This window comes from Pseudomonas sp., from assembly GCF_030683065.1.
GTDB lineage: Bacteria > Pseudomonadota > Gammaproteobacteria > Pseudomonadales > Pseudomonadaceae > Aquipseudomonas.
On sequence record NZ_JAUXMX010000033.1, the window covers coordinates 209,949 to 235,016 of the forward strand.

Below are 25,068 nucleotides of genomic sequence, written 5' to 3' on the forward strand. Positions count from 1 at the left end.
CATGTTCGCTGTAGTCCAGCAAACCCTCGCCATCACTGCGCCGGTGTTCTCGATGCTGTTTCTTGGTGTTGGGCTCAAGCGCCTGGGCTGGATCGACGATGCTTTTATCAATACCGCGTCGTCGTTGGTGTTTCGCGGCACCATGCCGGCGCTGTTGTTTCTCGGCATCGTCAAGGCGGACCTGAGCACGGCGTTGCAGCCCGCGCTGCTTGGTTATTTCGTGCTGGCGACCCTGGTGTGCTTTCTGATCGCCTGGGGTTGGGCTATCTGGCGCTGTCCGCAGGTGGAGCGCGGGATTTACACCCAGGGCGCGTTTCGCGGCAATAACGGCATCGTCGGTCTGGCGCTGGCCACCAGCATGTACGGCGACTATGGCTTGTCGGTCGGCGCGGTCTTGGGTGGGGTGGTAATCCTTTGCTACAACACGCTCTCGGCTATCGTCCTGACGATCTACAGTCCGCACGTCAAGTCCGGTCCCTGGGCCATCTGCAAGAGCATCCTGAGTAACCCACTGATCATCGGCGTGCTGGCGGCCATGCCGATCGCCTACTGGCAGTTGCCGTTACCGGACTGGTTGATGATTTCGACCCAGTACTTCGCGCAGATGACCCTGCCGCTGGCGCTGATCTGCATTGGCGGCACCTTGACCCTGGCCTCGTTGCGCGCGAGCAGCGGTATCGCCATCAGTGCCAGTCTGATGAAGATGGTCTGGCTGCCGTTGCTGGCAACCCTTGGCGCCTGGCTATGGGGTTTTCGTGATGCGCAACTGGCTATCCTGTTCCTGTATTTCGCCAGCCCCACAGCTGCCGCCAGCTTTGTCATGGCACGGGCGGTGAATGGTAACCATCAGTTGGCGGCGGCGATCATCGTGATCACCACCCTGGTTGCGGCGGTGACCATCAATATCGGTTTGCTGATGCTGCAGTGGGCCGGCTGGATCTAACTGCCTGCCGGGTAAGGCAAGGTGTCGATAGGCGGCCACGGCTCAACGGTCTAAGCGGTCTCGCGCTGCTTATGCCAGGCGCGCCCGGCGATTATCACCAAGGTCACTGCAGTCAGCGGTACTACGTAACCGAGCATGGCGTCGCCGAAGGTCTGGGCAAACGGTCGACCGGTGGCGAACAGCATCAGGTAGAGGGTGTAGGCCAGGTAGTAGGCGACAAACAGCAGGCCTTCCCAGCGGTTGATGCGGTAGCCGGCAAAGAAAATTGGCAGGCAGGCCACGGCCACGGCGATCATCACCGGGAAGTCGAAGGCCAGGGCGTTTGGCGATACCGAGATCGCCTGCGGCGATACCAGCGAGGCCAGGCCGAGCACGCAGAGCAGGTTGAAGATGTTGCTGCCGACGATATTGCCCACGGCGATATCCCGTTCGCCACGCAAGGCGGCCATCAGCGAGGTCGCCAGTTCTGGCAGCGAGGTGCCGATAGCCACCACCGTCAGACCGATGATCAGCTCGGACAAGCCAAGGGCGCGGGCCAGGCTGACGGCGCCTTCGACCAGAAAGTTGGAGCCGCTCACCAGCAGGACCAGGCCGGCGATAATCAGTGCCAGGTTGATCAACCAGGCATAGGGCTTGGGTGTTTCGTGCAGGCCGAATTCCTTGGTGAACTCATCGTCCTCGTTGCTGCTCTTGTCTCTCAGGCTGCTGATGATCAGGAAACCGGTGTAGGCCACTACGCCAGCGAACAGTAGCGCGCCATCGAGTTTGCTGAGGCTGCCGTCCCAGGCCAGGGCGTACACCACCAGGCTGGCACCGATCATGATCGGCACGTCCAGGCGGATCAACTGGCGCGACACGATCAGCGGAGCAACCAGGGCAGTCAAGCCGAGAATCAGCAGTACGTTGGCGATATTGCTGCCGATCACGTTGCCGATAGCCAGGTCGCCGCTGTTGTTGAAGGCCGCTTGCACACTGACAGCGGTTTCTGGCGCGCTGGTGCCGAAGGCAACCACGGTCAGGCCGATAACCAGTGGAGGGATACCGAATTGCGCTGCCAGTTTTGCGGCGCCTCGAACCAGCACCTCGGCGCCGGCGACCAGCAATACCAGGCCGGCAATCAGATAGACGAACGTCATAGGGGTCATTGCAAGGGGCTCCAGAAAAGTGCGGCTAGTTTAATCATCCGCAAGCGCCGCGCCAGTGGGGTGCGCGTCTATATTTTCAGGCTGGGTGCGAGGACGGCCTAGTCCCTCAACTGCTCGACGCGCACCGGCACAACGCCGGCGCGCAGCATGTCGATTCGCCCGGCGGCCTGGTGCGACAGGTCGATAATTCGTCCTTTGGCATACGGGCCGCGGTCGTTGATGCGTACCACCACGCTTTTATCGTTGCGCAGGTTGGTCACCCGTACGCGGCTGCCGAAAGGCAGGCTGCGGTGGGCTGCGGTGAGGGCGTGTTGGTCGAAACGCTCGCCGCTGGCAGTTTTATTGCCATGGTGGCGGGCGCCGTAATAGGAGGCCTGGCCTTCGGCGCTATAGCCGCCCGGTTTGATCCCCTGGCTGGTGCAGCCGACGAGCAAGGTCAATGCGCTGAGGATCAGGCTGTTGCGGATCAGCCTGGCTGTCCTTGGCCAGGATGCAAGCTGCGGGCTTGCTTGTTCCCGGATTGCATCCGGGCTACGAGTCGGCATAGATCCAATTCTCCACGCAGAAAAACGCCGGGCAAGCCCGGCGTCGATGGGGGCAAGTTGTCACCCTTCGAGCTTTTTCTTCAGCAGTTGGTTCACTTGACCAGGGTTGGCCTTGCCTTTCGAGGCTTTCATGGCCTGGCCGACAAAGAAGCCGAACATCTTGCCGCGCTTGGCCTCATCAGCGGCGCGGTACTGTTCAACCTGCTCGGCGTTGGCCGTCAGCACCTCATCCAGCATCGATTCGATGGCGCCGCTGTCGGTGACTTGCTTGAGCCCCTTGTGCTCGATCACCTCGTCAGCCGTCGCGCCTTCGCCAGCGGCCAGGGCCTCGAAGACCATCTTGGCGATCTTGCCGCTGATGGTGTTGTCCTTGATGCGCACGATCATCCCGCCCAGTTGCTCGGCGCTGACCGGCGACTGTTCGATATCCAGGTTGTCCTTGTTGAGCAGGCTGGACAGCTCGCCCATCACCCAGTTGGCGGCCAGCTTGGCATCGCCGCACACGGCATTCACGGCTTCGAAGTAGTTGGCCAGTTCGCGGCTGGCGGCCAGTACATCGGCGTCATAAGTGGACAGGCCGAACTCGCGCTCGAAGCGCGCGCGCTTCTCGACCGGCAACTCCGGCAGGCTGGCGCGGATCTCGTCGAGAAAGCTCTGTTCGATCACCACCGGCAGCAGGTCGGGACAGGGGAAGTAACGGTAGTCGTTGGCTTCCTCTTTGCTGCGCATGGAGCGGGTTTCGTCTTTGTTCGGGTCGTACAGGCGGGTTTCCTGAACGATTTTATTGCCGTCTTCGATCCGCTCGATCTGCCGTTGCACCTCATGGTTGATGGCTTTTTCGATAAAGCGGAACGAGTTGACGTTCTTTATCTCGGCGCGGGTGCCGTACTCGGCCTGGCCTTTGGGGCGTACCGAGACGTTGCAGTCACAGCGCAGTGAGCCTTCGGCCATGTTGCCGTCGCAAATCCCTAAGTAGCGCACCAGGGCATGGATCGCCTTGACGTAGGCCACCGCTTCCTTGGCCGAACGGATATCCGGCTCGGAGACGATCTCCAGCAGCGGGGTGCCCGCGCGGTTCAGGTCGATCCCGCTCATGCCGTGGAAGTCTTCGTGCAGGCTTTTGCCGGCATCCTCTTCCAGGTGCGCGCGGGTGATGCCGATGCGTTTTTGCGTACCGTCTTCCAGGGTGATGTCGAGGAAACCCTTGCCGACGATGGGGTGATCCATCTGGCTGGTCTGGTAGCCCTTCGGCAGGTCCGGGTAGAAGTAGTTCTTGCGCGCGAAGACGTTGCTCGGCGCGATTTCGGCATCAATCGCCAGGCCGAATTTACAGGCCATACGCACCGCTTCGGCGTTGAGCACCGGCAGGGTGCCGGGCATGCCGAGGTCAACCAGGCTGGCCTGGGTGTTGGGCTCTGCGCCGAAAGCGATGGCGCTGGCGGAGAAAATCTTCGATTGGGTGCTGAGCTGGGCGTGAATTTCCAGCCCGATTACGGTTTCCCATTGCATCTTTAGTGCTCCTCGAATTTGTTGCGGCCTGCCCTCTCGGCATCGTGCAGGTGTTCGTAGGAGCCAGCTTGCTGGCGATCAATAATGCCAAAGCATCGGGCTCCTACAGATTCAGGCGAGAGGTGTGCGGACGTATGCCTCAGAAGCCATTGGGTGTCTGTTTATGCCAGTCGCTGACTTGCTGGTACTGGTGGGCGACGTTGAGCAGGCGACCTTCCTGGAAGTAGTTACCGAGCAACTGCACACCGACCGGCAAGCCCTCGACGAAGCCGGCTGGCATCGACAGACCGGGGATGCCGGCCAGGTTAGCGGTGATGGTGTAGATGTCTTCCAGGTAGGCGGCGACCGGATCGTTGTTCTTTTCGCCGAGCTTCCAGGCCAGGTTCGGCGTGGTTGGGCCGAGGATCACGTCAACGTCATTAAAGGCCGTGACAAAATCATTCTTGATCAGTCGGCGGATCTTCTGCGCTTTCAGGTAATAGGCGTCGTAGTAACCGGCGGACAGCGCGTAGGTGCCGACCATGATCCGGCGCTTCACTTCCGCACCAAAGCCTTCGCCACGCGAGCGCTTGTAGAGGTCTTCAAGGTTGACCGGGTTTTCGCAACGGTAGCCGAAACGCACGCCGTCGAAACGCGACAGGTTGCTGCTGGCCTCTGCCGGCGCAATTACGTAGTAGGCCGGAATGGCGTGCTGCATGTTCGGCAGGCTGATGTCCTTGACTGTGGCGCCGAGCTTTTTCAGCTCCTCGACCACGGCCATGACTTTCTCGCCGATGCGTGCGTCCAGACCTGTGCCGAAGTATTCCTTGGGCAAGCCGATACGCAGGCCGGCCAACGGCTGGCTGAGAGCGGCAAGGTAGTCGTCAATGGGCTGATCGACGCTTGTGCTGTCCTTGGTGTCGAAGCCGGCCATGGCCTGCAACATCAGCGCGCAGTCTTCAGCGGTGCGCGCCAGTGGGCCGCCCTGATCAAGGCTGGAGGCATAGGCGATCATGCCCCAGCGCGAGACGCGGCCGTAGGTTGGCTTGATCCCGGTGAGGTTGGTCAGTGCCGCGGGCTGGCGAATCGAGCCGCCGGTGTCGGTGCCGGTGGCGGCTGGCAGCAGGCGCGCAGCCACAGCTGCAGCCGAGCCGCCGGAGGAGCCACCCGGTACGCGGGTCAGATCCCAGGGGTTCTTTACTGCGCCGTAGTGGCTGGATTCGTTGGCCGAGCCCATGGCGAATTCGTCCATGTTCAGCTTGCCAAGGGTCACGGCGCCGGCGCTGGCGAGTTTCTCGACCACGGTGGCGTTATACGGAGCCTTGAAACCGGTGAGGATCTTCGAGCCGCAGGTGGTCAGCACATCCTGGGTGCAGAACAGGTCCTTGTGGCCAATCGGCGCACCGAGCAGGGCGCCGTTCTCGCCAGCGGCGCGGCGGGCGTCGGCGGCTTTGGCCTGCTCGATGGCCTGGTCAGCGGTGACGGTGATAAAGCTGTTGAGCTGCGGGTCGAGCTGCTGGATACGGGTCAGCAGGCCGCGGGTCAGTTCTTCAGCGGAAAATTGTTTGGCAGCCAGTGCGCGGGCGATTTCAGCCAGGGTCAGTTGATGCATCACTCAATCACCTTGGGAACCAGATACAGGCCGTTTTCGACGGCCGGGGCGATGGCCTGATAGGCCTCGCGGTGGTTTTCTTCGGTTACTACGTCGGCGCGCAGGCGCTGGGTCGCTTCCAGTGGGTGGGCCAGTGGCTCGATCCCCGTGGTGTCGACTGCCTGCATCTGATCGATCAGGCCGAGAATGTTATTGAGTGTCTCGGTTGTGTGTGGAATTTCGCTTTCATTCAGGCCCAATCGGGCCAGATGGGCGATTTTTTCCACCTCGGAGCGTTCAAGCGCCATTGAGGTTCTCCAGTAGAGGGGCAGTCAGTAAAATGTGCGCGAGGCGCCATGTCTGAGCTGTGCAGGGAACGGATTCTGTGAGCGGGTGGTCAAAGGCCGCAATGATGGGCTTAAAGCCCCGAAAAACAGCCAATCTAACATATTGGCGCCTTGCTCAAAATCCCTGTCGTTGTTAGAGTTTGCCGCACTTTTTACCTGCTTACCTGCGTGTTGCTTGCGCGCTGCTTTGCACTCACATCGTCTGCGGGCTGTTTGTGTGTTGCTTTGCAGCCAAAATTACTTGCGCGTTACCCGCGCGTTGCTTTTACCCACGCGTTGCCTAGGGTCTCTATTCCATGTTCAAAAAACTGCGCGGCATGTTTTCCAGCGATCTGTCGATCGACTTGGGTACTGCTAATACCCTGATTTATGTGCGCGAGCGCGGTATCGTCCTGAATGAGCCGTCAGTCGTAGCCATCCGTACCCACGGCAATCAGAAGAGTGTTGTTGCTGTCGGTACCGAGGCCAAGCGCATGCTCGGTCGCACCCCGGGCAATATTGCGGCTATCCGGCCAATGAAGGATGGCGTGATCGCCGATTTCAGCGTTTGCGAGAAGATGCTGCAGTACTTCATCAACAAGGTTCACGAGAACAGCTTCCTGCAGCCGTCACCGCGCGTGTTGATTTGCGTACCGTGCAAGTCCACCCAGGTTGAGCGTCGTGCTATTCGTGAGTCGGCCCTGGGTGCCGGTGCACGCGAAGTGTTCCTGATCGAAGAGCCGATGGCTGCTGCTATCGGTGCCGGCTTGCCGGTTGAAGAAGCCCGTGGCTCGATGGTTGTCGATATTGGCGGCGGTACCACTGAAATCGCCTTGATCTCGCTGAATGGCGTGGTCTATGCCGAATCCGTCCGTGTGGGCGGCGATCGTTTTGACGAAGCCATCATTACCTATGTGCGTCGCAACTACGGTTCGCTGATTGGCGAATCCACCGCCGAGCGGATCAAGCAGGAAATCGGTACCGCTTATCCGGGCGGTGAAGTTCGTGAAGTCGATGTGCGTGGCCGTAACCTGGCCGAGGGCGTTCCGCGCGCCTTCACCCTCAACTCCAACGAAGTTCTGGAAGCCCTGCAGGAATCCCTGGCCACCATCGTGCAGGCGGTCAAGAGCGCGCTGGAGCAGTCGCCGCCGGAGTTGGCGTCGGATATCGCCGAACGCGGTCTGGTACTGACCGGTGGTGGCGCCTTGTTGCGCGACCTGGACAAGTTGCTGGCCCAGGAAACCGGTCTGCCGGTGATTGTTGCCGAAGACCCGCTGACCTGCGTCGCCCGTGGCGGCGGCAAGGCCTTGGACATGATGGATCGCCACACCATGGATCTGCTGTCCACGGAATAAGTCGTCTGCGCCAAGTCTCGAGCTGCAAGCCGGGTTTCCACTCGCTTGCAGCTTTTTGTTTGCTGCTTGACGCTTGAGAGGAGCTCGCCATAAAACCGCTATTTGCCAAAGGTCCTTCGCTCGGTGTACGCCTGCTGGTGTTCGTCGTGCTGTCGGCTGCGCTGATGGTGGTGGATGCGCGACTTACCGTATTGCAGCCGTTGCGCAGCCAGTTGGGGTTGATTGTTGAGCCGGTCTACTGGCTTGGCCGTTTACCAGTAACGCTATGGGCCGGCGCCACTCAGGAGCTCAGTTCGCGCAGCGACCTGGCGGCCGAGAACGAGAAGCTCAAGGCCGAGAGCCTGGTGATGCAGCAGCGCTTGCAGAAGCTGGCAGCGCTTACCGAGCAGAACGTACGCTTGCGCGAACTGCTCAACTCCTCGGCGTTGGTCGACGATGATGTGCTGGCTACCGAGCTGATTGGTATCGATCCGAACCCCTACACCCACCGCATCCTGATCGACAAAGGCAGTAAAGATGGCGTGCTGCTCGGTCAGCCGGTGCTGGATGCGCGCGGCCTGATGGGGCAGGTGGTCGAGGTGATGCCCTACACCTCGCGCGTGCTGCTGCTCACGGACACTACCCACAGCATTCCGGTACAGGTCAACCGCAATGGCCTGCGTGCGATCGCCAGTGGCACCGGTAATCCGGAGCGCCTGGAGTTGCGGCATGTGGCCGATACTGCGGACGTCAAGGAGGGCGACCTGCTGCTCAGCTCCGGGCTGGGCCAGCGCTTCCCCTCGGGCTACCCGGTGGCGGTAGTCACTGAAGTGATTCACGACTCTGGCCAGCCGTTCGCGATCGTTCGCGCCATGCCGACGGCCAACCTGAACCGCAGTCGCTACATGCTCCTGGTATTTACCGATCCACGTACTCCCGAGCAGCGCGCCAGCGATTCAGCTGAGGCGCAGGAGGAGGCGGATCGTCAGGCCCGTGAGCAATCCACGCCTTCGCCAGCGCAGCAGGATGGCGCGAGCGATACCCCGGCAACCCCTGCAGCGGAACCTCGCCAATGATCGCTCTGCGCGCGCGCAACGTCTGGGTGATCTGGCTTAGCCTGGCCCTGGCCCTGTTACTCAGCGTGGCCACCTTGCCCAAGTTCATGGAAGTCGGCCGGCCGTTGTGGCTGGCGCTGTTCCTGACCTACTGGGTGCTGGCCTTGCCGCAGCGGGTGGGCATGGCTACGGCTTGGTGCGTTGGCCTGCTGGCGGATGTGCTGAACGGGACGCTGTTGGGCCACAATGCCCTGACACTTACCCTGATTACTTTCCTGGTGCTAAGCCTGCATCAGCGTCTGCGCATGTTCCCCATGTGGCAGCAAAGCATGGTGCTGCTGGTGGTGTTCGGTCTGGCCCAGTTGGTCCACCTGTGGCTCAATGCCCTGACCGGTAGCCGTCCGCCGACCCTGGCGTTCGTCTTGCCGGCACTGGTCAGCGCACTGCTGTGGCCTTGGGTCTGTGTCATCCTGCGTGGTGTGCACAAGCGCCTCAGCGTTAATTGAGTGCGGCTGACCCTGCACGAACTCGACAGGGAGAAGTCCACATGACCACGCTTTATCTGGCTTCCGGGTCGCCGCGACGTCGCGAATTGTTGACCCAGATCGGCGTGCCCTTCCTCACGCAAATCGCCCCTATTGACGAAAATTCATTGCCAGAAGAGCCTCCGTGCGCCTATGTAGAGCGGCTGGCCCGTGCCAAGGCGCAGGCTGGACTGGTCGCCTTGGCTGATCCGCATGATGCTGTTGTGCTCGGTGCCGATACCGCAGTGGTTCTCGATGGACGGATTCTCGGCAAGCCGCAGGACCGCGCCGACGCCGTGGCGACCCTGAGCGCGCTATCCGGTCGTGAGCATCAGGTGCTGACGGCGGTAGCCTTGGCCTCGACCAGCAGAGTGGCCGTGCGGGTGGTTAGCAGTCGAGTGAGTTTTCGCTTGTTGGCCCCTGCAGAAATCGAAGCCTATTGGGCCACCGGCGAACCCCGGGACAAGGCTGGCAGTTATGGTATTCAAGGGTTGGCGGCAGTGTTCGTCAGTCAGTTGCAGGGCAGCTACTCGGCCGTGGTGGGGTTGCCCCTGTGCGAAACCGCTGAGTTGCTCGCAGAATTTGCTATTCCGTGCTGGCAGCCATTGCCAGTCCACAGCCAAGAAGATGCAGGTCGCGGGTGAGTGCTGAAGGTATGCGTTCCCTGGCTTGCCGCTTCGTCGGACAAGAGATAGAACCATGAGTGAAGAGATCCTGATCAACATCACCCCAATGGAATCACGCGTGGCGGTGGTGGAAAACGGTGTGCTGCAGGAAGTGCATGTCGAGCGTACGCAGAAGCGTGGCATCGTCGGCAATATCTACAAGGGCAAGGTGGTACGGGTGTTGCCAGGCATGCAGGCGGCGTTCGTCGATATCGGTCTGGACCGCGCAGCCTTTATCCATGCCTCGGAAATTTCCAGCCGTGAAGGCAGCGCGGTGGAAAGCATCAGTGCCCTGGTTCATGAAGGGCAAGCCCTGGTAGTGCAGGTGACCAAGGACCCGATCGGCAGCAAGGGCGCGCGGTTGACCACGCAGCTGTCGATCCCTTCGCGCTACCTGGTGTACATGCCGCGTACCAGCCATGTTGGCATTTCCCTGAGAATCGAAGACGAGGCCGAGCGCGAGCGTCTCAAGCAAGTGGTGGCTGATTGCGTTGCCGCCGAAGGTATCGCCGAGGCTGGCGGATTTATCCTGCGCACGGCTGCTGATGGCGTAGGCGCCGACGAAATTCTCGTCGATATCCGCTACCTGCGCCGCTTGTGGGATCAGATTGCGGCGCAGAAGCAGAGCGCACCGGCGCCGTCGGTTATCTACGAAGACCTCAGCCTGGCACTGCGCACCCTGCGTGACCTGGTCGGTCCGCGCACCGAGAAGATCCGCATCGATTCGCGGGAAACCTTTCAAAAGATCACGCAGTTCGTAGCCGAGCTGATGCCGGAAATCGCCGATCGCCTGGAGCATTACCCGGGCGAACGGCCAATTTTCGATTTATACGGCGTCGAAGACGAGATCCAGCGTGCGCTGGAGCGCAAGGTACCGCTGAAATCAGGGGGTTACCTGGTCATCGACCCGGCCGAGGCGATGAGCACCATCGACGTCAATACCGGCGCCTTCGTCGGTCACCGCACCCTCGAAGAGACCATCTTCAAGACCAATCTCGAAGCGGCTACTGCAATCGCCCGTCAGCTGCGCCTGCGCAACCTCGGCGGCATCATCATCATCGATTTCATCGACATGGAAGATGAAGAGCACCAGCGCCAGGTATTGCGCACGCTGGAGAAACAGCTGGAGCGCGATCACGCCAAGACCAACATTATCGGCATCACCGAGCTGGGCCTGGTGCAGATGACCCGCAAGCGCACGCGCGAGAGTCTCGAACAAATATTGTGCGAGCCGTGCAGTTGCTGCCAGGGACGTGGCAAGTTGAAAACGCCGGAAACCACCTGCTACGAGATATTCCGCGAGATCCTGCGCGAGGCGCGGGCCTACCAGGCCGAGGGCTATCGTGTATTGGCCAATCAGAAAGTAGTGGATCGCCTGCTCGACGAAGAGTCGGGCAATGTCGCCGACCTTGAAGCCTTTATCGGCCGTACCATCAAGTTTCAGGTCGAGACGATTTATTCCCAAGAGCAATACGATGTGGTGCTCCTGTGAATCCGTCCGTCGTGTTCAAGGTATGAACTGAATGGCGCGTCTGGCTGGTTTATTGGCAGTGGCGTTGCGCTGGGGACTTGGCTTGTGCGCGCTGGGCCTGATGTTGGCGGCGCTGTATGTCAGCCTCGGCCGCGAGCTGGTGCCGTGGGTTGCCGAGTATCGCCTGGAGGTCGAAGACAAAGCCACGGCGGCACTCGGTATGCCGCTGCGTATTGGTCGTCTTGAGGGTCGCTGGCAGGGCTTGGCGCCGCTGCTGATTGCCCATGACGTGCAGTTGGGCGAAGGGGCCAGCGCGCTGCGCCTGGATCAGGTGCGCCTGGTGCCAGACGTGCTGGCCAGCCTGTCGGCGGGTGAGCCGCGGCTGGCTAATCTTGAGCTGGATGGCGTGCAGCTCAGCTTGCATCAGGACGAGCAGGGCGCCTGGACGCTCAAGGGGCTGCCGCAACGCAGCGAGCCTGCAGCCCTGGATGTTGCTCAGGTATTGCAGCAGCTGCAAGCGGTCAACCGCCTGTCGCTACTCAACAGCCAGGTGACGCTGGAAGCCCACGAACTGCCGGCTTTGACCCTGACCTACGTCAACCTGACCCTGCGCAATGGCGCAATTCGCCAGCGCCTGGATGCCCGCCTGCTGCTGCCTGATGGCCAGCCGGTCGCCTTGCAGCTGCGTACCCGCCTGCAAGCCGAGCGCTGGCGTGACGTGCAAGCGCAGCTGTACTTGAGCCTGCCGCAAAGTGATTGGGCACGTTGGCTGCCGCCGAGCGTGACGCGCGAGTGGCGTCTCGAGCAGTTACAGGCCGGCGGTGAAGTCTGGCTGTCCTGGGCCGATGGCGCTTTGCAGCGGGCGGTCAGCCGCCTGCATGCGCCGCAATTGGCCGGCGCCTATGCCTCGCGTGAGGCGGTGCAGGTGCAGAACCTGGCGCTCAACGCCTACTTCGAACGGACCGAGCAAGGCTTAGAGTTGCTGCTGGATGATCTGGCGCTGAGCCAGGGCGAGACTCGCTGGGGCGAGGTGCAGCTGGCGGTCAGTCATCGCCAAGACAGTGAAGACGATGAGGAGCAATGGTCACTCAGCGCCGATCACCTGGATCTGGCACCGTTGCTGCCGCTGGTCAGCGCCCTGGCACCCTTGCCGGACAAGGCCATGGCACTGCTAGAAACCCTGCAGCCGCAGGGCGCCTTGCGCAATATCAAGCTGGATTACCTGCCGCAGGTCGAGGGCGACAAGCGCCTGCAGTTCGCTGCCAATCTCGAGCGCATCGGTTTTGCCGCCTACCTGGCCTCGCCAGCGGTAGAAAACATCAGCGGCAGTGTGGCGGGGGATCTGGGGCAGGGCGAACTGCGCCTGGCAGCTGAAAATTTCTCCCTGCACCTCGATACGTTGTTCCCCAAGCCATGGTTGTACACACAGGCCAATGCCCGGCTGACCTGGCAGCTGGATGAGCAGGCCTTCACCTTGCGCAGCCCTTATCTGCAAGTGGTCGGCGAAGAGGGGCCAATTGCCGGAGACTTCCTGATTCGCCTGATGTTTGATGCGGCGGCCGAAGACTACATGGACTTGCGCGTCGGCCTGCGTGATGGCGACGCGCGTTATACCGAGAAATACCTGCCGACCCGCGCGCCTGGTTTGAGTGCGGAGCTGGCCGACTGGCTGAAGAGCGCGATTCGCGCTGGCAAGGTTAATGAAGGTTATTTTCAATATCAGGGGTCGCTGAACAAAAACGCCGTCGATGCCGCGCGCAGCCTCAGCCTGTTCTTCGCCGTGGCAGACGCCGAGCTGGCCTTTCAGCCAGGTTGGCCGGCGCTGCGCGAGGCGCGTGGCGAGGTGTTTATCGAGGATAGCGGGGTGCGGGTGCGAGTGGCCGAAGGCCGCATACTCGATAGCCGGATACGCAACGCCACGGCGGACATTCCCCGTGCGTCAGCGGGGCAGGCACCGCGACTGCTGCTCAATAGCGAACTGCAAAGCAGTGTTGTCGATGCCCTGAAGATTCTCCAGGATACCCCCATAGGCACTGCCGAAACATTTGCCGACTGGGAAGGTGAAGGGGCGCTCTCTGGCAGGCTCAAACTCGATTTGCCACTGCGTAAAGGGCTGGCGCCGGCGGTGATAGTCGACTTCGCCAGCGAAGGTGCGCAGCTCACGTTGAGCAATCCTGCGCTGGAACTCAGCCAGCTGCAGGGCGCCTTCCGCTATGACACCGCCAGCGGGTTGAGTGCGCCGGATATTCGCGCACAAGTGCTCGGTCATGCCGTGCGCGGCAAGGCCATGGCGGAAGGTTCGCGCGGCCAGGCCCTTACGCGTATCGAGGCCCATGGCCAGGTGCCGCTGAGCAATCTGACGGCCTGGCTGGGCGTCACTGCGGCATTGCCTGTAAGCGGAACCTTGCCCTATCGGCTGCGCCTGAGTCTGGATGGTGCTGACAGCCAGTTGCGGGTGGATTCCAATCTGCAAGGCGTTGTTGTCGCGCTCCCTGCCCCCTTCGGTAAACCTGCCGCAGCCGAAAGTTATGCCGATTGGCGCATGACCCTGAGCGGCGGCGAGCGGCGCTATTGGCTGGATTATGCTGATCTGGCGAGTCTGGCCTTTGCGGCGCCCCCCGGTCAGCTTGCCAAGGGCCGCGGCGAGTTGCGCCTTGGCGATGGTCCGGCACTGTTGCCGGCGGCGAAAGGCGTGCGTGTGCGCGGACAGGTCAGCGAACTGGAGTGGTCGGCCTGGCAGACGGTGCTCAAGCCTTACGCCGGTGTGGCACGCGAGGATGCACAGCAGGTGTTCAAGGACGCGCAGCTGAAGATCGGTCGGTTCAGCGGCTTTGGCAGTACGCTCGACGACCTGACGGTCGGGCTCAAGCGTGCGCCTGCGGCCTGGTCGCTCGATCTGGATAGCCAGTTGCTGAAAGGTCGGGTCGATTTGCCGGATGCCGACGCGGCGCCTATCGCTGTCAATCTGCAGTACCTGCGTTTGCCGGCCGCCGCCGCCAAGGATGCTGTGGTCGAGGACAAACCAGATCCGCTGCTGGGCGTCGACCCACGGCAGATTCCCGCTCTCGACCTGCGTATCGCCCAGGTGCTGCAAGGTGCCGAGGCGCTGGGTGCCTGGTCGCTGAAAGCGCGGCCGAACGCCAGCGGGGTGCAGTTCAACGACCTGAGTCTGGAACTCAAAGGCCTGCAATTGACCGGTAGCGCCGGTTGGCAGGGTACGGCAGAGGCCAGCAGCAGTTGGTACAACGGGCGCATGCAGGGCAAAGACCTGGCCGATGTGTTGTTGGCCTGGAACTTTGCGCCGACGGCCAGCAGTGAGACCTTCCACCTGGATGTCGATGGCCGCTGGCCTGGCTCGCCAGCCTGGGTCAGTCTCAAGCGTTTTTCCGGCAGCCTGGATGCAACCTTGCGCAAGGGACAGTTCACTGAGGTGCAAGGACCGGCCTCCGCACTGCGGGTGTTTGGCCTGCTCAACTTCAATTCGATTGGGCGCCGCCTGCGCCTGGATTTCTCCGACCTGATCGACAAAGGCTTGAGCTATGACCGGGTCAAGGGGTTGCTGGTCGCCAGCGATGGGGTGTATGTCACTCGCATACCCATTACCCTGACCGGGCCATCGAGTAATCTGGAGCTGGACGGCACCTTGAACATGGCCGATGACTGGGTTGATGCCAAGCTGCTGGTGACATTGCCAGTCAGCAATAATTTGCCGCTGGCGGCTTTAATCGTCGGCGCACCAGCGATCGGCGGCGCCTTGTTTGTAGTGGATAAACTGCTGGGTGACCGTGTGGCGCGTTTCGCCAGCGTGCAATATGACGTCAAAGGCCGCTGGCAGGACCCGCAGATCACGTTCGACAAGCCTTTCGAGAAATCGCGCTGAGCAGTCATTCCACATCCGCTGCGCCAGACGATGCAGTCGCTGGCCATGGCTTGTAAGCTGAAGGCCTAATTCTCCACCGAGCAGGAGCATGCATGAGCCTCGCGGTGATTCAAATGGTCAGCCAGACCGATGTGCTGGCCAATCTTGCCCAGGCCCGGCGTCTGCTCGAGCAGGCCGCGGCGGGCGGGGCTCGTCTGGCTGTGCTGCCGGAGAACTTCGCTGCCATGGGGTGTCGCGACTTGGCGGCGCTGGGCCTTAGCGAGGCGCGCGGTGAAGGTCCGATCCTGCCCTGGTTGAAACAGGCCGCCCGCGACCTCAAGTTATGGATAGTGGCCGGCACTTTGCCCTTGCCGCCTGCAGGCCAGCCCGAGGCCAAGGCGCGGGCGTGTTGCCTGTTGTTCGACGAGCACGGTGAGCACGTGGCCCGCTATGACAAGCTGCATCTGTTCGATGTGGAGGTCGGCGACAGTCAGGGTAGTTACCGTGAGTCCGATGATTTCGCCCACGGCAGCCAGATTGTGCTGGCAGATACGCCCGTTGGGCGCCTGGGTTTGACTGTTTGCTACGACCTGCGCTTTCCTGAATTGTATGGCGCCCTGCGTGAAGCCGGGGCGGAGCTGATCAGCGTGCCAGCGGCTTTTACCGCGCTGACTGGGGCGGCGCACTGGCAGGTACTGGTACGTGCACGGGCCATCGAAACCCAGTGTTACCTGCTGGCTGCCGGGCAGGGCGGCACCCATCCAGGCGGCCGCGAGACTTTCGGTCATTCGGCCATCGTCGACCCTTGGGGCCGGGTGTTGGCCGAGCAGGCGCACGGCGAGGCGGTCTTGCTGGCCAGCCGCGATGCCATCGAACAGGCTACGATTCGCCAACGCATGCCAGTGAGTCGGCATAAACGATTTTTTGCAGCGGTCGAACCACGGCCGTCTGATTCGGAACAGCCATGAATGAGATGAAGCAGTTATGAGCGAGATGTTGTTATCCGTCAGTGAGCACCTGTTGGGTCCGGGCGGCTTGACCCTCGACCATCTGCCTGGGGTACTGGGTGAGTTGTCCGGGCCCGGTATCGATGCGGCCGATCTGTATTTCCAGAGCCAGGTGTCCGAGACCTGGGTGCTGGAGGACGGCATTGTCAAAGAAGGCAGTTTCAATCTCGATCAGGGTGTCGGCGTGCGTGCCCAGTCGGGTGAGAAAACCGGGTTTGCCTACAGCAACGCCATCACCGCCGAGGCACTAAGCCAGGCCTCCCGCGCGGCCCGCTCGATTGCCCGCGCCGGGCAGCATGCCCGGGTACAGGCCTTCAGCAGTCCGCAGGTGACTGCCCTGTATGCGCCGGACAACCCGCTGGATGTGATCGGTCGGGCGCAGAAGGTCGAGCTGCTCAAGCAGGTCGATGTGGCCACGCGCGCGCTTGATTCGCGGATCAAGCAGGTTACGGTCAGCCTCGCCGGTGTTTGGGATCGCATCCTGGTGGCGGCGCAGGACGGCAGTCTGGGCGTCGATATTCGCCCATTGGTGCGTTTCAATGTCAGCGTGATTGTCGAGCAGAACGGCCGCCGCGAGCGTGGCGGCCATGGTGGCGGTGGGCGTACCGACTACCGCTATTTCATGACCGAGGATCGCGCCATGGGTTACGCCCGCGAGGCGTTGCGCCAGGCGCTGGTCAATCTCGAAGCGATACCTGCACCAGCCGGCAGCATGCCGGTGGTGATGGGCGCCGGCTGGTCCGGAGTACTGCTGCATGAGGCAGTCGGCCATGGCCTGGAAGGCGACTTCAACCGCAAGGGCAGCTCCGCCTACAGTGGCCGGATGGGCGAGAAGGTCGCGTCGAGTCTGTGCACCATCGTCGACGACGGCACGCTGGCTGAGCGGCGTGGTTCGCTGAGCATCGATGACGAAGGTACGCCGACCCAGTGCACCACGCTGATCGAGAACGGAGTGCTCAAGGGCTATATGCAGGACAAACTGAACGCCCGCCTGATGGGTGTGGCGCGCACCGGCAACGGTCGTCGCGAGTCTTATGCCCACCTGCCGATGCCGCGCATGACCAACACCTACATGCTGGCCGGTGAAAGCGACCCGGAAGAAATCATCCGCTCGGTGAAGAAAGGCATCTATTGCGCCAACCTCGGCGGCGGTCAGGTCGATATCACCAGCGGCAAGTTCGTGTTCTCAACCAGTGAGGCCTACCTGATTGAGGACGGCAAAATCACTGCGCCGGTCAAGGGTGCAACCCTGATCGGCAATGGCCCCGAGGCCATGAGCCGGGTGTCGATGGTCGGTAACGACCTGGCCCTGGACAGCGGCGTTGGCACCTGCGGCAAGGACGGCCAGTCAGTGCCGGTTGGCGTCGGTCAGCCGACCTTGAAGATCGATGCGATTACTGTGGGTGGGACGGGGGGCTGATTGCTGTGCTTGGTGGGGGCGGCCAAGGCCGCTCCCACCGCGTGAGACTCAGCGCAGCCCGCGCTGGGCTTCGTCCAGTTCGCGGATGTATTTGAAGATTTTGCGCGAGGCCGCAGGGGCTTTTTCCTGCGCCAGTTCGTGCTGAGCCTGGCGGATCAATTGACGCAGGTGTTGCCGGTCTGCTTCAGGATAGTCGCCAACAAAGGCTTCCAGGGTGTCGTCGGTGCCGTTGATAAGACGATCCCGCCAGCGCTCCAGGCCATGAAAGCGTTCATTGTATTGGCGAGTAGACGCATCAAGCTGGTCGAGCAGGGTAAGAATCGCGTCGATGTCCTGGTCGCGCATCAGCCGGCCAATAAACTGCATATGACGTTTTTTCGCAGAATTGGCGGTGTGTTTGGACGCTTCTGCAAGGGCGCGGCGCAATTCGTCGGTCAGCGGCAGTTTGTTGAGCAGGTCGAGCTTCAGGCTGGTCAGGCGTTGACCCAGGTCTTGCAGAGCATGCAGCTCGCGTTTGACCTGGGTTTTACTCTTCTCGCCGGAGAAGTCATCAAGATATTCAGGCATGGGGGCGGTCCAATGGAAAACGTCGCCATGATAGCAAGTATCCAGCTGCAAGCGTTCGGCCCGCCGTATCACGCGCGACGCTCGCAGTAGATCCCGACAGATTCTTAGGAGTGGTTATGAGTGCAGTAGATGTTGTCGGCCCCGAGGCCGTGCCGCAGTTGCAGGCGCAAGTAGAACAGATTATCGCCGAGGCCAAGAGGCAGGGTGCCAGCGCCTGCGAGGTGGCTGTATCGGTGGAGCAAGGCTTGTCCACCTCAGTTCGCCAGGGTGAAGTCGAGACGGTCGAGTTCAACCGTGACCAAGGTTTCGGTATCACCCTGTATGTCGGCCAGCGCAAGGGCTCGGCGAGCACCTCGGCCAGTGGCGATGCCGCTATCCGGGAAACCGTAGCGGCAGCGTTGGCGATCGCCAAGCATGCTTCTGAAGACGAGGCTGCAGGCTTGGCCGATGCCGCGCTGATGGCCCGCGAGTTGCCGCAGTTGGATCTATATCACGCCTGGGGCATCAGTCCAGAGCAGGCGATCGAGCAGGCGCTGCGCTGTGAAGCGGCAGCCTTTGCCACGGATAAGCGGATCAAGAACGCCGACGGCACCACCCTCAACACCCATCAGGGTTGCCGGGTGTATGGCAATAGTCATGGTTTTATCGCAGGTTATGCCAGTACCCGGCACAGTTTGAGTTGCGTGATGATCGCCGAAGATGGCGGGCAGATGCAGCGCGACTACTGGTATGACGTTAATCGCCAGGGTGAGCTGCTGGCCGACGCCGCGGGCATTGGTCAGCGTGCTGCGCAGCGTGCGGTCAGTCGGTTGGGCGCGCGTCCGGTACCGACCTGCGAGGTGCCGGTGTTATTTTCCGCTGAGCTGGCGACCGGATTGTTCGGGCATTTTCTCGCGGCCATTTCCGGTGGCAACCTGTATCGCAAGTCATCCTTCCTCGAGGGCTCCCTGGGGCAGCAGTTGTTCCCCGAATGGCTGAGCCTTGATGAGCGTCCGCATATCCCGCGCGCCTTGGGCAGTTCGGCTTTCGATGGTGATGGTCTGGCGACCTACGCCAAGTCGTTCGTCGACGGCGGTGAACTGGTCTCCTATGTGCTGGGTACCTATTCGGGGCGCAAACTGGGAATGCCGAGTACGGCCAACGCTGGAGGCGTGCACAATCTGTTCGTCAGCCATGGGGCGGAAGATCAGCAGGCGCTGCTCAAGCGCATGGGTCGTGGTTTGTTGGTCACTGAGTTGATGGGCCAGGGCCTGAACATGGTCACCGGCGACTATTCGCGCGGGGCAGGCGGCTTTTGGGTGGAGAACGGCGAAATCCAGTTTCCGGTGCAGGAGGTGACCATCGCTGGCAACCTGCGCGACATGTTCAAGCAGATAGTCGCGGTGGGTAACGATCTGGAACTGCGCAGTAATATCCGCACCGGCTCGGTGCTGATCGAGAAGATGACGGTGGCGGGTAGTTAGGGCTATTTGCAGCAGGCCTGCGTAGGGTGCGCTGTGCGCACCAGTCTTTTAAATCAGTGGTGCGCGCGGCGCACCCTACGGGTGATTCTGCCTATTCGCCTTCATCGAAAAAGTTGTTGATCAGTTCGATAAGGGCATTGAGTGCGTCATCGTCCTGCTCACCGTCAGTGTGCAGGTGGATTGGCGTGCCTTTGCCAGCGGCGAGCATCATCACGGCCATGATGCTTTTTCCGTCCACCAGGCTCTCCGGCGCGCGACCGACCTTGATCTGGCAGGGAAAGCGTCCGGCGACACCGACAAACTTGGCCGCTGCACGAGCATGCAAGCCCAGTTTGTTGATGATGGTGATTTCGCAGGAAGGCATCGCGGCAGGATCCTTAGCTAAGGTCGCGGTGGCGAACCTGGACGTTTTTCAGAATGGGTTTTAGGGTCTCGCCCAGGCGACTGGCCAGGTATACCGAGCGGTGATGCCCACCCGTGCAACCGATTGCTACCGTGACATAGGCGCGGTTGCTTGCAGCGAAGCGCGGCAGCCATTTCTTCAGGTAGGCGAGGATGTCCTGGAACATTTCCTCGACATCGGTCTGGGCCGCCAGGTAGTCAGCCACAGGCTGATCGAGCCCGGAAAACTCGCGCAGATCCGGCCTCCAGTAAGGGTTGGGCAGGCAGCGCACATCGAACACCACGTCGGCGTCCACCGGCATGCCGCGCTTGAAGCCGAACGACTCAACCAAAAATGCAGTTCCTGGCTCCGGTTGATTAAGCAGGCGCAGCTTGAGGCTGTCGCGTAACTGGTAAAGATTAAGATGGGTGGTGTCGATCTGCAGGTCAGCGAGATCGGTTATCGGTCCAAGCAGCAGGCTTTCATCGGCGATGGCCTCGGCCAGCGAGCGGTTTTCGTTGGTCAGCGGATGGCGGCGGCGGGTCTCGGAAAAGCGTTTGAGCAGGGTTTCTTCGTCGGCATCCAGATAGACCACGTCACACTTGATGTGCCGCGCACGCACCTCTTCGAGAATTTCCGGGAAACGCTTGAGTTGGCTAGGCAGGTTGCGCGCGTCGATCGACACGGCGATTTGCGAGTGGAGCAGTTCGGTGTCCTGCAGGGTGCGCTCCGCCAGTTCGGGGAGCAGGCCAGCCGGCAGGTTGTCGATGCAGTAGAAGCCGTTGTCTTCGAGGACGTCGAGGGCGGTGCTTTTTCCGGAGCCGGAACGGCCGCTAACGATGATCAAGCGCATGATTAGGCCCGGTTGAGCTGGCTTTGTATGTCCACCACGACCTGATACAGCGCTTCGCTGCTCTGGGCTTGGCGCAAGCTTTCACGCACATCGCTGCGGTCGAGCATGCTGGCGATTTGGCGCAGAAGTTCGAGGTGTTCGTCAGTGGCCGCTTCTGGCACCAGCAGGACGAACAACAGGTCGACAGGGGCGCCGTCAATAGCGTCGAAGTCTACCGGTGCATTGAGGCGTAGAAGCGCGCTGATCGGTGCATTGCAGCCTGGAAGGCGGCAGTGCGGAATGGCTATGCCATTGCCAAAGCCGGTCGAGCCAAGCTTTTCACGGGCGATCAGGCTTTCGAAAATGTCTTGGCCATCCAGGTCGGGCAGTTCACGTGCCACCAGGTTGGCTATCTGTTCAAGTACGCGTTTTTTACTGCCACCCGGCACGTTCACCAGGGAACGGCCGGGGGTCAGAATATTTTCGAGTCGGATCATAGGAGGGGAGGCGATCTCAGCGGGCTGTAGCGCCCTGCTGGCGGTCGATCTGCTTTTCCTTGTGCTTGATGAGTTGGCGGTCGAGTTTGTCGGTAAGTAGGTCGATGGCTGCATACATGTCATCGTGCTCGGCATTGGCGACTACCTCGCCGCCAGCGATGTGCAGCGTAGCTTCGATTTTCTGCTTGAGCTTCTCGACCTCCATAGTGACTTGCACGTTGGTGATCTTGTCGAAATGGCGCTCCAATCGACCAAGCTTTTCGTCGATATAGTCGCGTAGGGCGTCGGTCACATCCAGCTGATGTCCACTGATGTTGACTTGCATACCGCTTCTCCTTGTTGCCGCGTATAAGAAGCAGGCTATCGGGCCTGCCACCGGAATACTTTGACGTGAAAGATACTGCTGAGACTTGCCTGGCACCGTCGCTCTTCGGATTCAGGCTGTGCTGCTAGCGAGAGCACGATGCTGAATCGGCCAACTTACATCAAGCGCTTGCGCTCACTGGACGGTGCTATACCAAGCGATTCACGGTACTTGGCGACTGTGCGGCGGGCTACTTGTATGCCTTGTGCTTCCAGTAAACCAGCGATCTTGCTGTCACTCAACGGCTTTTTTGCATTTTCCGCAGCGACCAGTTTTTTGATGATGGCGCGGATCGCCGTTGACGAGCATTCGCCGCCTTCGGAGGTGCTGACGTGGCTAGAGAAGAAATATTTCAGCTCATAAATGCCACGCGGCGTGTGCATGAATTTTTGCGTGGTGACCCGTGAAATAGTCGATTCATGCATGCCCACCGCTTCGGCGATGTCGTGTAGGACCAGTGGCTTCATCGCCTCGTCGCCGTAGTCGAGAAAGCCGCGCTGGTGCTCGACGATCTGGGTGGCGACCTTCATCAGAGTTTCGTTGCGACTCTGCTGGCTCTTGATGAACCAGCGCGCTTCCTGCAGCTGGTTGCGCATAAACGTGTTGTCGGCGCTGGAGTCGGCGCGTTTGACGAAGCCGGCATATTGCGCGTTGACCCGCAGGCGAGGCATGGCTTCCTGGTTTAGTTCCACCAGCCAGCGTTCGTTGTGCTTGCGCACGATGACATCGGGCACCACGTATTCTGGTTCGCTCGACTCGATCTGCGAGCCGGGGCGCGGGTTGAGGCTCTGGATCAGTTCGATGACCTGGCGCAGTTCGTCTTCCTTGAGTTTCATGCGGCGCATCAGCTGGCCATAGTCACGGCCGCCAAGCAGGTCGAGGTAGTCGTGGGCAAGGCGCTGGGCTTCGGTCAGCCAGGGCGTCTTGGCAGGCAGCTGGCGCAGTTGCAGGAGCAGGCATTCGCGTAGATCACGGGCGGCAATGCCCGCCGGTTCGAACTGCTGGATGCGGTGCAGTACGGCTTCCACTTCGTCGAGTTCGATGTCCAGTTCCGGGTCGAACGCGTCGACGACTTCCTCGAGGCTTTCTTCCAGGTAGCCCTGATAGTTGATGCAGTCGATCAGGGTGACCCCTATCAACCGATCCTTGTCGGACATCGGAGCCAGATTGAGCTGCCAGAGCAGATGGCTTTGCAGGCTTTCGCCAGCCGAAGTGCGCGTGGTGAAATCCCACTCGTCATCGTCGTTGCTTGGCAGGCTGCTGGCGCTGGTCTGGTAGACATCTTCCCAGGCCGTGTCGACGGGCAGTTCGTTGGGGATGCGCTCGTTCCAGTCGCCTTCTTCCAGGTTATCCACGGTCTGTGGGGTTTCCTGGTGGCTAGTGTCTTGGTAGGCGTCTTCTTGCTGTGTAGCGGGCGCCGGGTTTTCGGCACCGTCAGCCAGGGGGTTCGAGTTGTCGAAGTCGTCACCGTCTTCTTCGCGCTCGAGCATCGGGTTTGACTCCAGGGCCTCTTGGATCTCTTGCTGCAGATCCAGGGTGGACAGTTGGAGTAGGCGAATAGCCTGTTGCAGCTGCGGGGTCATCGTCAGCTGCTGGCCCATTTTCAGGACTAGCGATGGTTTCATTGCAGACCTTATTTGCTGGCGTCTGTGCGCAATCCACTACAGGGCGCCGCAGCGCCACTAGGAAGCAAATTATATGCCTGATCTGCAGTGGTTTGCCTAGCTCTGGCTGCTGTTCGGTTGAGAAAAACCGCTGTTACAGGCGGAACTCGTGCCCCAGGTAAACATCTTTGACCAGTTGGTTGGCCAGGATGGCGTCAGAATCGCCTTCGGCAATCAGTTGGCCGTCACTGACGATGTAAGCGGTTTCGCAAATGTCCAGGGTCTCGCGGACATTGTGGTCGGTGATCAGCACGCCAATGCCCTTGGCCTTGAGGTGGTGGATGATCTGCTTGATGTCACCCACCGAGATTGGGTCAACCCCGGCGAAGGGTTCGTCGAGCAGGATAAATTTCGGTGCGGTTGCCAATGCCCGGGCAATTTCAACCCTGCGGCGTTCGCCACCGGACAAGCTCATGCCCAGGCTGTCGCGGATGTGGCTGATATGGAATTCCTGCAGCAGGCTTTCCAGTTCCTTGCGGCGGCTGGCGCGATCCAGTTCCTTGCGGGTCTCGAGGATGGCCATGATGTTGTCGGCTACGCTGAGCTTGCGGAAGATCGATGCTTCCTGCGGCAAGTAGCCGATACCGGCGCGAGCGCGACCATGCATCGGCAGGTGGCTGACGTCGAGGTCGTCGATCAGGATACGGCCCTGATCAGCCTGTACCAGGCCGACGATCATGTAGAAGCAGGTGGTCTTGCCCGCTCCGTTAGGGCCGAGCAGGCCGACAATCTGCCCGCTGTCGATGCTCAGGCTGACGTCGCGCACGACTTGGCGACCTTTGTAGCTTTTGGCCAGATGCTGGGCTGTCAAAGTAGCCATTTACTGCGCCTGCTGTTCGGCGGGTGGGTTCTTCGGCTGAATCACCATGTCTATGCGTGGGCGTGGCGTGGTGATGTCGACGCCCGTGGCGCGGCCGGCATTGACGATCTGGCGCTGGGTGTCATAGACGATTTTCTCGCCCTCGAAGGTGTTGCCTTCCTGGACAACCTTGGCCTGGTCGATCAATACGATGCGTTCATTGGCAACGAAATACTGGATGGTCAGGCCGTAGGCCTTGACGATCTGCTTGTCTGCGGATGGCTTTTGCTCGTAGTAAGCGGGCTTGCCAACCGAGGTGAAGATTTCGATGTCGCCCTGGGCATTCTGGGTGATGGTCACGGTGTCGCCCGTGATCTTCAGGGTGCCTTGGGTGATGATTACGTCGCCGCGATAGACGGCGACGCCTTGCCGGTCATCGAGCTCGGCACTGTCGGCCTGGACGCGGATCGGCTGCTCACGGTCGGTGGGCAATGCCCAAGCGCTAGCGCTGCCGAGCGCGACGCTCAAGCTGAGCAAAAAGGGGAAGGTTTTAACGAACCTCATGCTGGCCTCTTACGTTGGACAGCAGGAGCATCCTGCCGTCATTCAAGTACGCTTTCATTCCTTGTGCCGTGGTCACTCCATTGGCCGCAACGATTCTAACGGCTTGCTCGGTCTGCGCATATTCCTTATCCGGGAATACAGTCAGGCGGCTGGTAGTCAGGATGGTTGGGCGGCCCTTGGCATCGGTGCGTTCGACGCGGACGTTGTCGATCAATTCCACTTCCTTGCCTTGTGGTGCCACTTCGGCGCGCTCGCTGTTTATTTTCCAGGGCAGTTCGGTGCCGCGATACAGGTGCAGGAACGGGTTGGTCAGCAGGCTGATGTCGCTGACCTTGATGTGTTCCAGTTTGTCGGACGTCATCTCGTAATGCAGCTTGCCGTCTAATTGGTATTGCACGGTAGTGGCATTGATTACGTAGAAGTCGATAGCGTTCTCGGCGCCGGACTGTGCCGGGCGCTCGGAGAAACTGTCAGGATTGATATTCCAGTAGCCGACGGCGGCGAGCAGTGCGGCTGCTACAACATAAAGGATGGGGGTCAGGAGTTTTCGCAGCATAGTGAGC

Annotated in this window: 24 protein-coding genes; 10 read left to right on the top strand and 14 right to left on the bottom strand. The window is 60.9% G+C overall.

Features of this window, described 5'->3' with window-relative positions; genetic code table 11:
• Nucleotide 1 precedes the first annotated feature (1 nt).
• Nucleotides 2–943 (top strand): AEC family transporter, encoded by a 942-nt coding sequence (locus Q8K09_RS10915; RefSeq protein WP_305254991.1) that lies wholly within the window; start codon nucleotides 2–4, stop codon nucleotides 941–943.
• Between the two features lie 50 nt (nucleotides 944–993).
• Here the strand turns inward: Q8K09_RS10915 and Q8K09_RS10920 are convergent, their stop codons facing one another.
• From Q8K09_RS10920 to gatC, 5 genes are all read right to left on the bottom strand, one after another.
• A complete protein-coding gene (locus tag Q8K09_RS10920) occupies nucleotides 994–2,088 on the bottom strand; it encodes a calcium/sodium antiporter (RefSeq protein WP_305254992.1) in 1,095 nt (364 codons plus the stop codon).
• A gap of 98 nt (nucleotides 2,089–2,186) precedes the next feature.
• Complete coding sequence (locus Q8K09_RS10925; protein ID WP_305254993.1) at nucleotides 2,187–2,633, bottom strand: septal ring lytic transglycosylase RlpA family protein; 447 nt, start codon at nucleotides 2,631–2,633, stop codon at nucleotides 2,187–2,189.
• Nucleotides 2,634–2,693: 60 nt separating this feature from the next.
• Nucleotides 2,694–4,142, bottom strand: a complete 1,449-nt coding sequence (gene gatB / locus Q8K09_RS10930; protein ID WP_305254994.1) for an Asp-tRNA(Asn)/Glu-tRNA(Gln) amidotransferase subunit GatB — start codon at nucleotides 4,140–4,142, stop codon at nucleotides 2,694–2,696.
• A 139-nt stretch (nucleotides 4,143–4,281) separates the two neighbouring features.
• Nucleotides 4,282–5,736: an Asp-tRNA(Asn)/Glu-tRNA(Gln) amidotransferase subunit GatA gene (gene gatA, locus Q8K09_RS10935; protein ID WP_305254995.1), complete on the bottom strand. Its 1,455-nt coding sequence runs from the start codon at nucleotides 5,734–5,736 to the stop codon at nucleotides 4,282–4,284.
• Nucleotides 5,733–6,020: an Asp-tRNA(Asn)/Glu-tRNA(Gln) amidotransferase subunit GatC gene (gatC, locus tag Q8K09_RS10940; protein WP_305254996.1), complete on the bottom strand. Its 288-nt coding sequence runs from the start codon at nucleotides 6,018–6,020 to the stop codon at nucleotides 5,733–5,735. Before gatC ends, gatA begins: the two co-directional genes overlap by 4 nt.
• 335 nt (nucleotides 6,021–6,355) lie before the next feature.
• Here gatC and mreB point away from each other — a divergent pair, with 335 nt between their 5' ends.
• From mreB to tldD, 8 genes are all read left to right on the top strand, one after another.
• On the top strand, nucleotides 6,356–7,393 hold the full coding sequence (gene mreB, locus Q8K09_RS10945) for a rod shape-determining protein MreB (protein ID WP_079203152.1): 1,038 nt from the start codon (nucleotides 6,356–6,358) through the stop codon (nucleotides 7,391–7,393).
• A 137-nt stretch (nucleotides 7,394–7,530) separates the two neighbouring features.
• The gene (mreC, locus tag Q8K09_RS10950; RefSeq protein WP_370869505.1) at nucleotides 7,531–8,448 is read left to right on the top strand and encodes a rod shape-determining protein MreC; all 918 of its coding nucleotides are present in this window, start codon (nucleotides 7,531–7,533) and stop codon (nucleotides 8,446–8,448) included.
• The gene (gene mreD / locus Q8K09_RS10955) at nucleotides 8,445–8,933 is read left to right on the top strand and encodes a rod shape-determining protein MreD (RefSeq protein WP_305254997.1); all 489 of its coding nucleotides are present in this window, start codon (nucleotides 8,445–8,447) and stop codon (nucleotides 8,931–8,933) included. The genes mreC and mreD overlap by 4 nt, the downstream gene beginning before the upstream one ends.
• Before the next feature lie 41 nt (nucleotides 8,934–8,974).
• Complete coding sequence (locus Q8K09_RS10960; protein WP_305254998.1) at nucleotides 8,975–9,595, top strand: nucleoside triphosphate pyrophosphatase; 621 nt, start codon at nucleotides 8,975–8,977, stop codon at nucleotides 9,593–9,595.
• Nucleotides 9,596–9,650: 55 nt separating this feature from the next.
• Nucleotides 9,651–11,108: a ribonuclease G gene (gene rng / locus Q8K09_RS10965; protein ID WP_305254999.1), complete on the top strand. Its 1,458-nt coding sequence runs from the start codon at nucleotides 9,651–9,653 to the stop codon at nucleotides 11,106–11,108.
• A gap of 31 nt (nucleotides 11,109–11,139) precedes the next feature.
• A complete protein-coding gene (locus Q8K09_RS10970; protein ID WP_305255000.1) occupies nucleotides 11,140–14,967 on the top strand; it encodes a YhdP family protein in 3,828 nt (1,275 codons plus the stop codon).
• 92 nt (nucleotides 14,968–15,059) lie between these two features.
• Nucleotides 15,060–15,914 (top strand): carbon-nitrogen hydrolase family protein, encoded by an 855-nt coding sequence (locus Q8K09_RS10975; RefSeq protein ID WP_305255001.1) that lies wholly within the window; start codon nucleotides 15,060–15,062, stop codon nucleotides 15,912–15,914.
• A gap of 16 nt (nucleotides 15,915–15,930) precedes the next feature.
• A complete protein-coding gene (tldD, locus tag Q8K09_RS10980) occupies nucleotides 15,931–17,373 on the top strand; it encodes a metalloprotease TldD (protein ID WP_305255002.1) in 1,443 nt (480 codons plus the stop codon).
• Nucleotides 17,374–17,421: 48 nt separating this feature from the next.
• Here tldD and yjgA read toward each other — a convergent pair whose 3' ends face one another.
• Nucleotides 17,422–17,940 (bottom strand): ribosome biogenesis factor YjgA, encoded by a 519-nt coding sequence (gene yjgA, locus Q8K09_RS10985; RefSeq protein ID WP_305255003.1) that lies wholly within the window; start codon nucleotides 17,938–17,940, stop codon nucleotides 17,422–17,424.
• Nucleotides 17,941–18,056: 116 nt separating this feature from the next.
• On the opposite strand from yjgA, the gene pmbA reads away from it, so the two are divergent.
• A complete protein-coding gene (gene pmbA / locus Q8K09_RS10990) occupies nucleotides 18,057–19,403 on the top strand; it encodes a metalloprotease PmbA (protein WP_305255004.1) in 1,347 nt (448 codons plus the stop codon).
• Nucleotides 19,404–19,494: 91 nt separating this feature from the next.
• Here pmbA and Q8K09_RS10995 read toward each other — a convergent pair whose 3' ends face one another.
• The 8 genes from Q8K09_RS10995 to lptC form a co-directional block, all read right to left on the bottom strand.
• Nucleotides 19,495–19,767, bottom strand: coding sequence for an HPr family phosphocarrier protein (locus Q8K09_RS10995; protein WP_305255005.1), 273 nt, complete (start codon nucleotides 19,765–19,767; stop codon nucleotides 19,495–19,497).
• 13 nt (nucleotides 19,768–19,780) lie between these two features.
• Entirely contained in the window at nucleotides 19,781–20,638 is an 858-nt protein-coding gene (gene rapZ, locus Q8K09_RS11000) for an RNase adapter RapZ (protein WP_305255006.1), read from the bottom strand.
• Between the two features lie 2 nt (nucleotides 20,639–20,640).
• Nucleotides 20,641–21,114: a PTS IIA-like nitrogen regulatory protein PtsN gene (gene ptsN, locus Q8K09_RS11005; RefSeq protein WP_305255007.1), complete on the bottom strand. Its 474-nt coding sequence runs from the start codon at nucleotides 21,112–21,114 to the stop codon at nucleotides 20,641–20,643.
• Between the two features lie 16 nt (nucleotides 21,115–21,130).
• Nucleotides 21,131–21,439 (bottom strand): ribosome hibernation-promoting factor, HPF/YfiA family, encoded by a 309-nt coding sequence (hpf, locus tag Q8K09_RS11010; protein ID WP_305255008.1) that lies wholly within the window; start codon nucleotides 21,437–21,439, stop codon nucleotides 21,131–21,133.
• Nucleotides 21,440–21,594: 155 nt separating this feature from the next.
• Nucleotides 21,595–23,103 carry an RNA polymerase factor sigma-54 gene (locus tag Q8K09_RS11015; protein ID WP_305255009.1) on the bottom strand — a complete coding sequence of 503 codons (1,509 nt, stop codon included), beginning with the start codon at nucleotides 23,101–23,103 and terminating at the stop codon, nucleotides 21,595–21,597.
• A 133-nt stretch (nucleotides 23,104–23,236) separates the two neighbouring features.
• Nucleotides 23,237–23,962 (bottom strand): LPS export ABC transporter ATP-binding protein, encoded by a 726-nt coding sequence (gene lptB / locus Q8K09_RS11020; protein WP_305255010.1) that lies wholly within the window; start codon nucleotides 23,960–23,962, stop codon nucleotides 23,237–23,239.
• Nucleotides 23,963–24,505, bottom strand: a complete 543-nt coding sequence (gene lptA, locus Q8K09_RS11025; protein WP_305255011.1) for a lipopolysaccharide transport periplasmic protein LptA — start codon at nucleotides 24,503–24,505, stop codon at nucleotides 23,963–23,965.
• Entirely contained in the window at nucleotides 24,492–25,061 is a 570-nt protein-coding gene (lptC, locus tag Q8K09_RS11030) for an LPS export ABC transporter periplasmic protein LptC (protein WP_305255012.1), read from the bottom strand. The genes lptA and lptC overlap by 14 nt, the downstream gene beginning before the upstream one ends.
• Nucleotides 25,062–25,068: the final 7 nt, after the last annotated feature.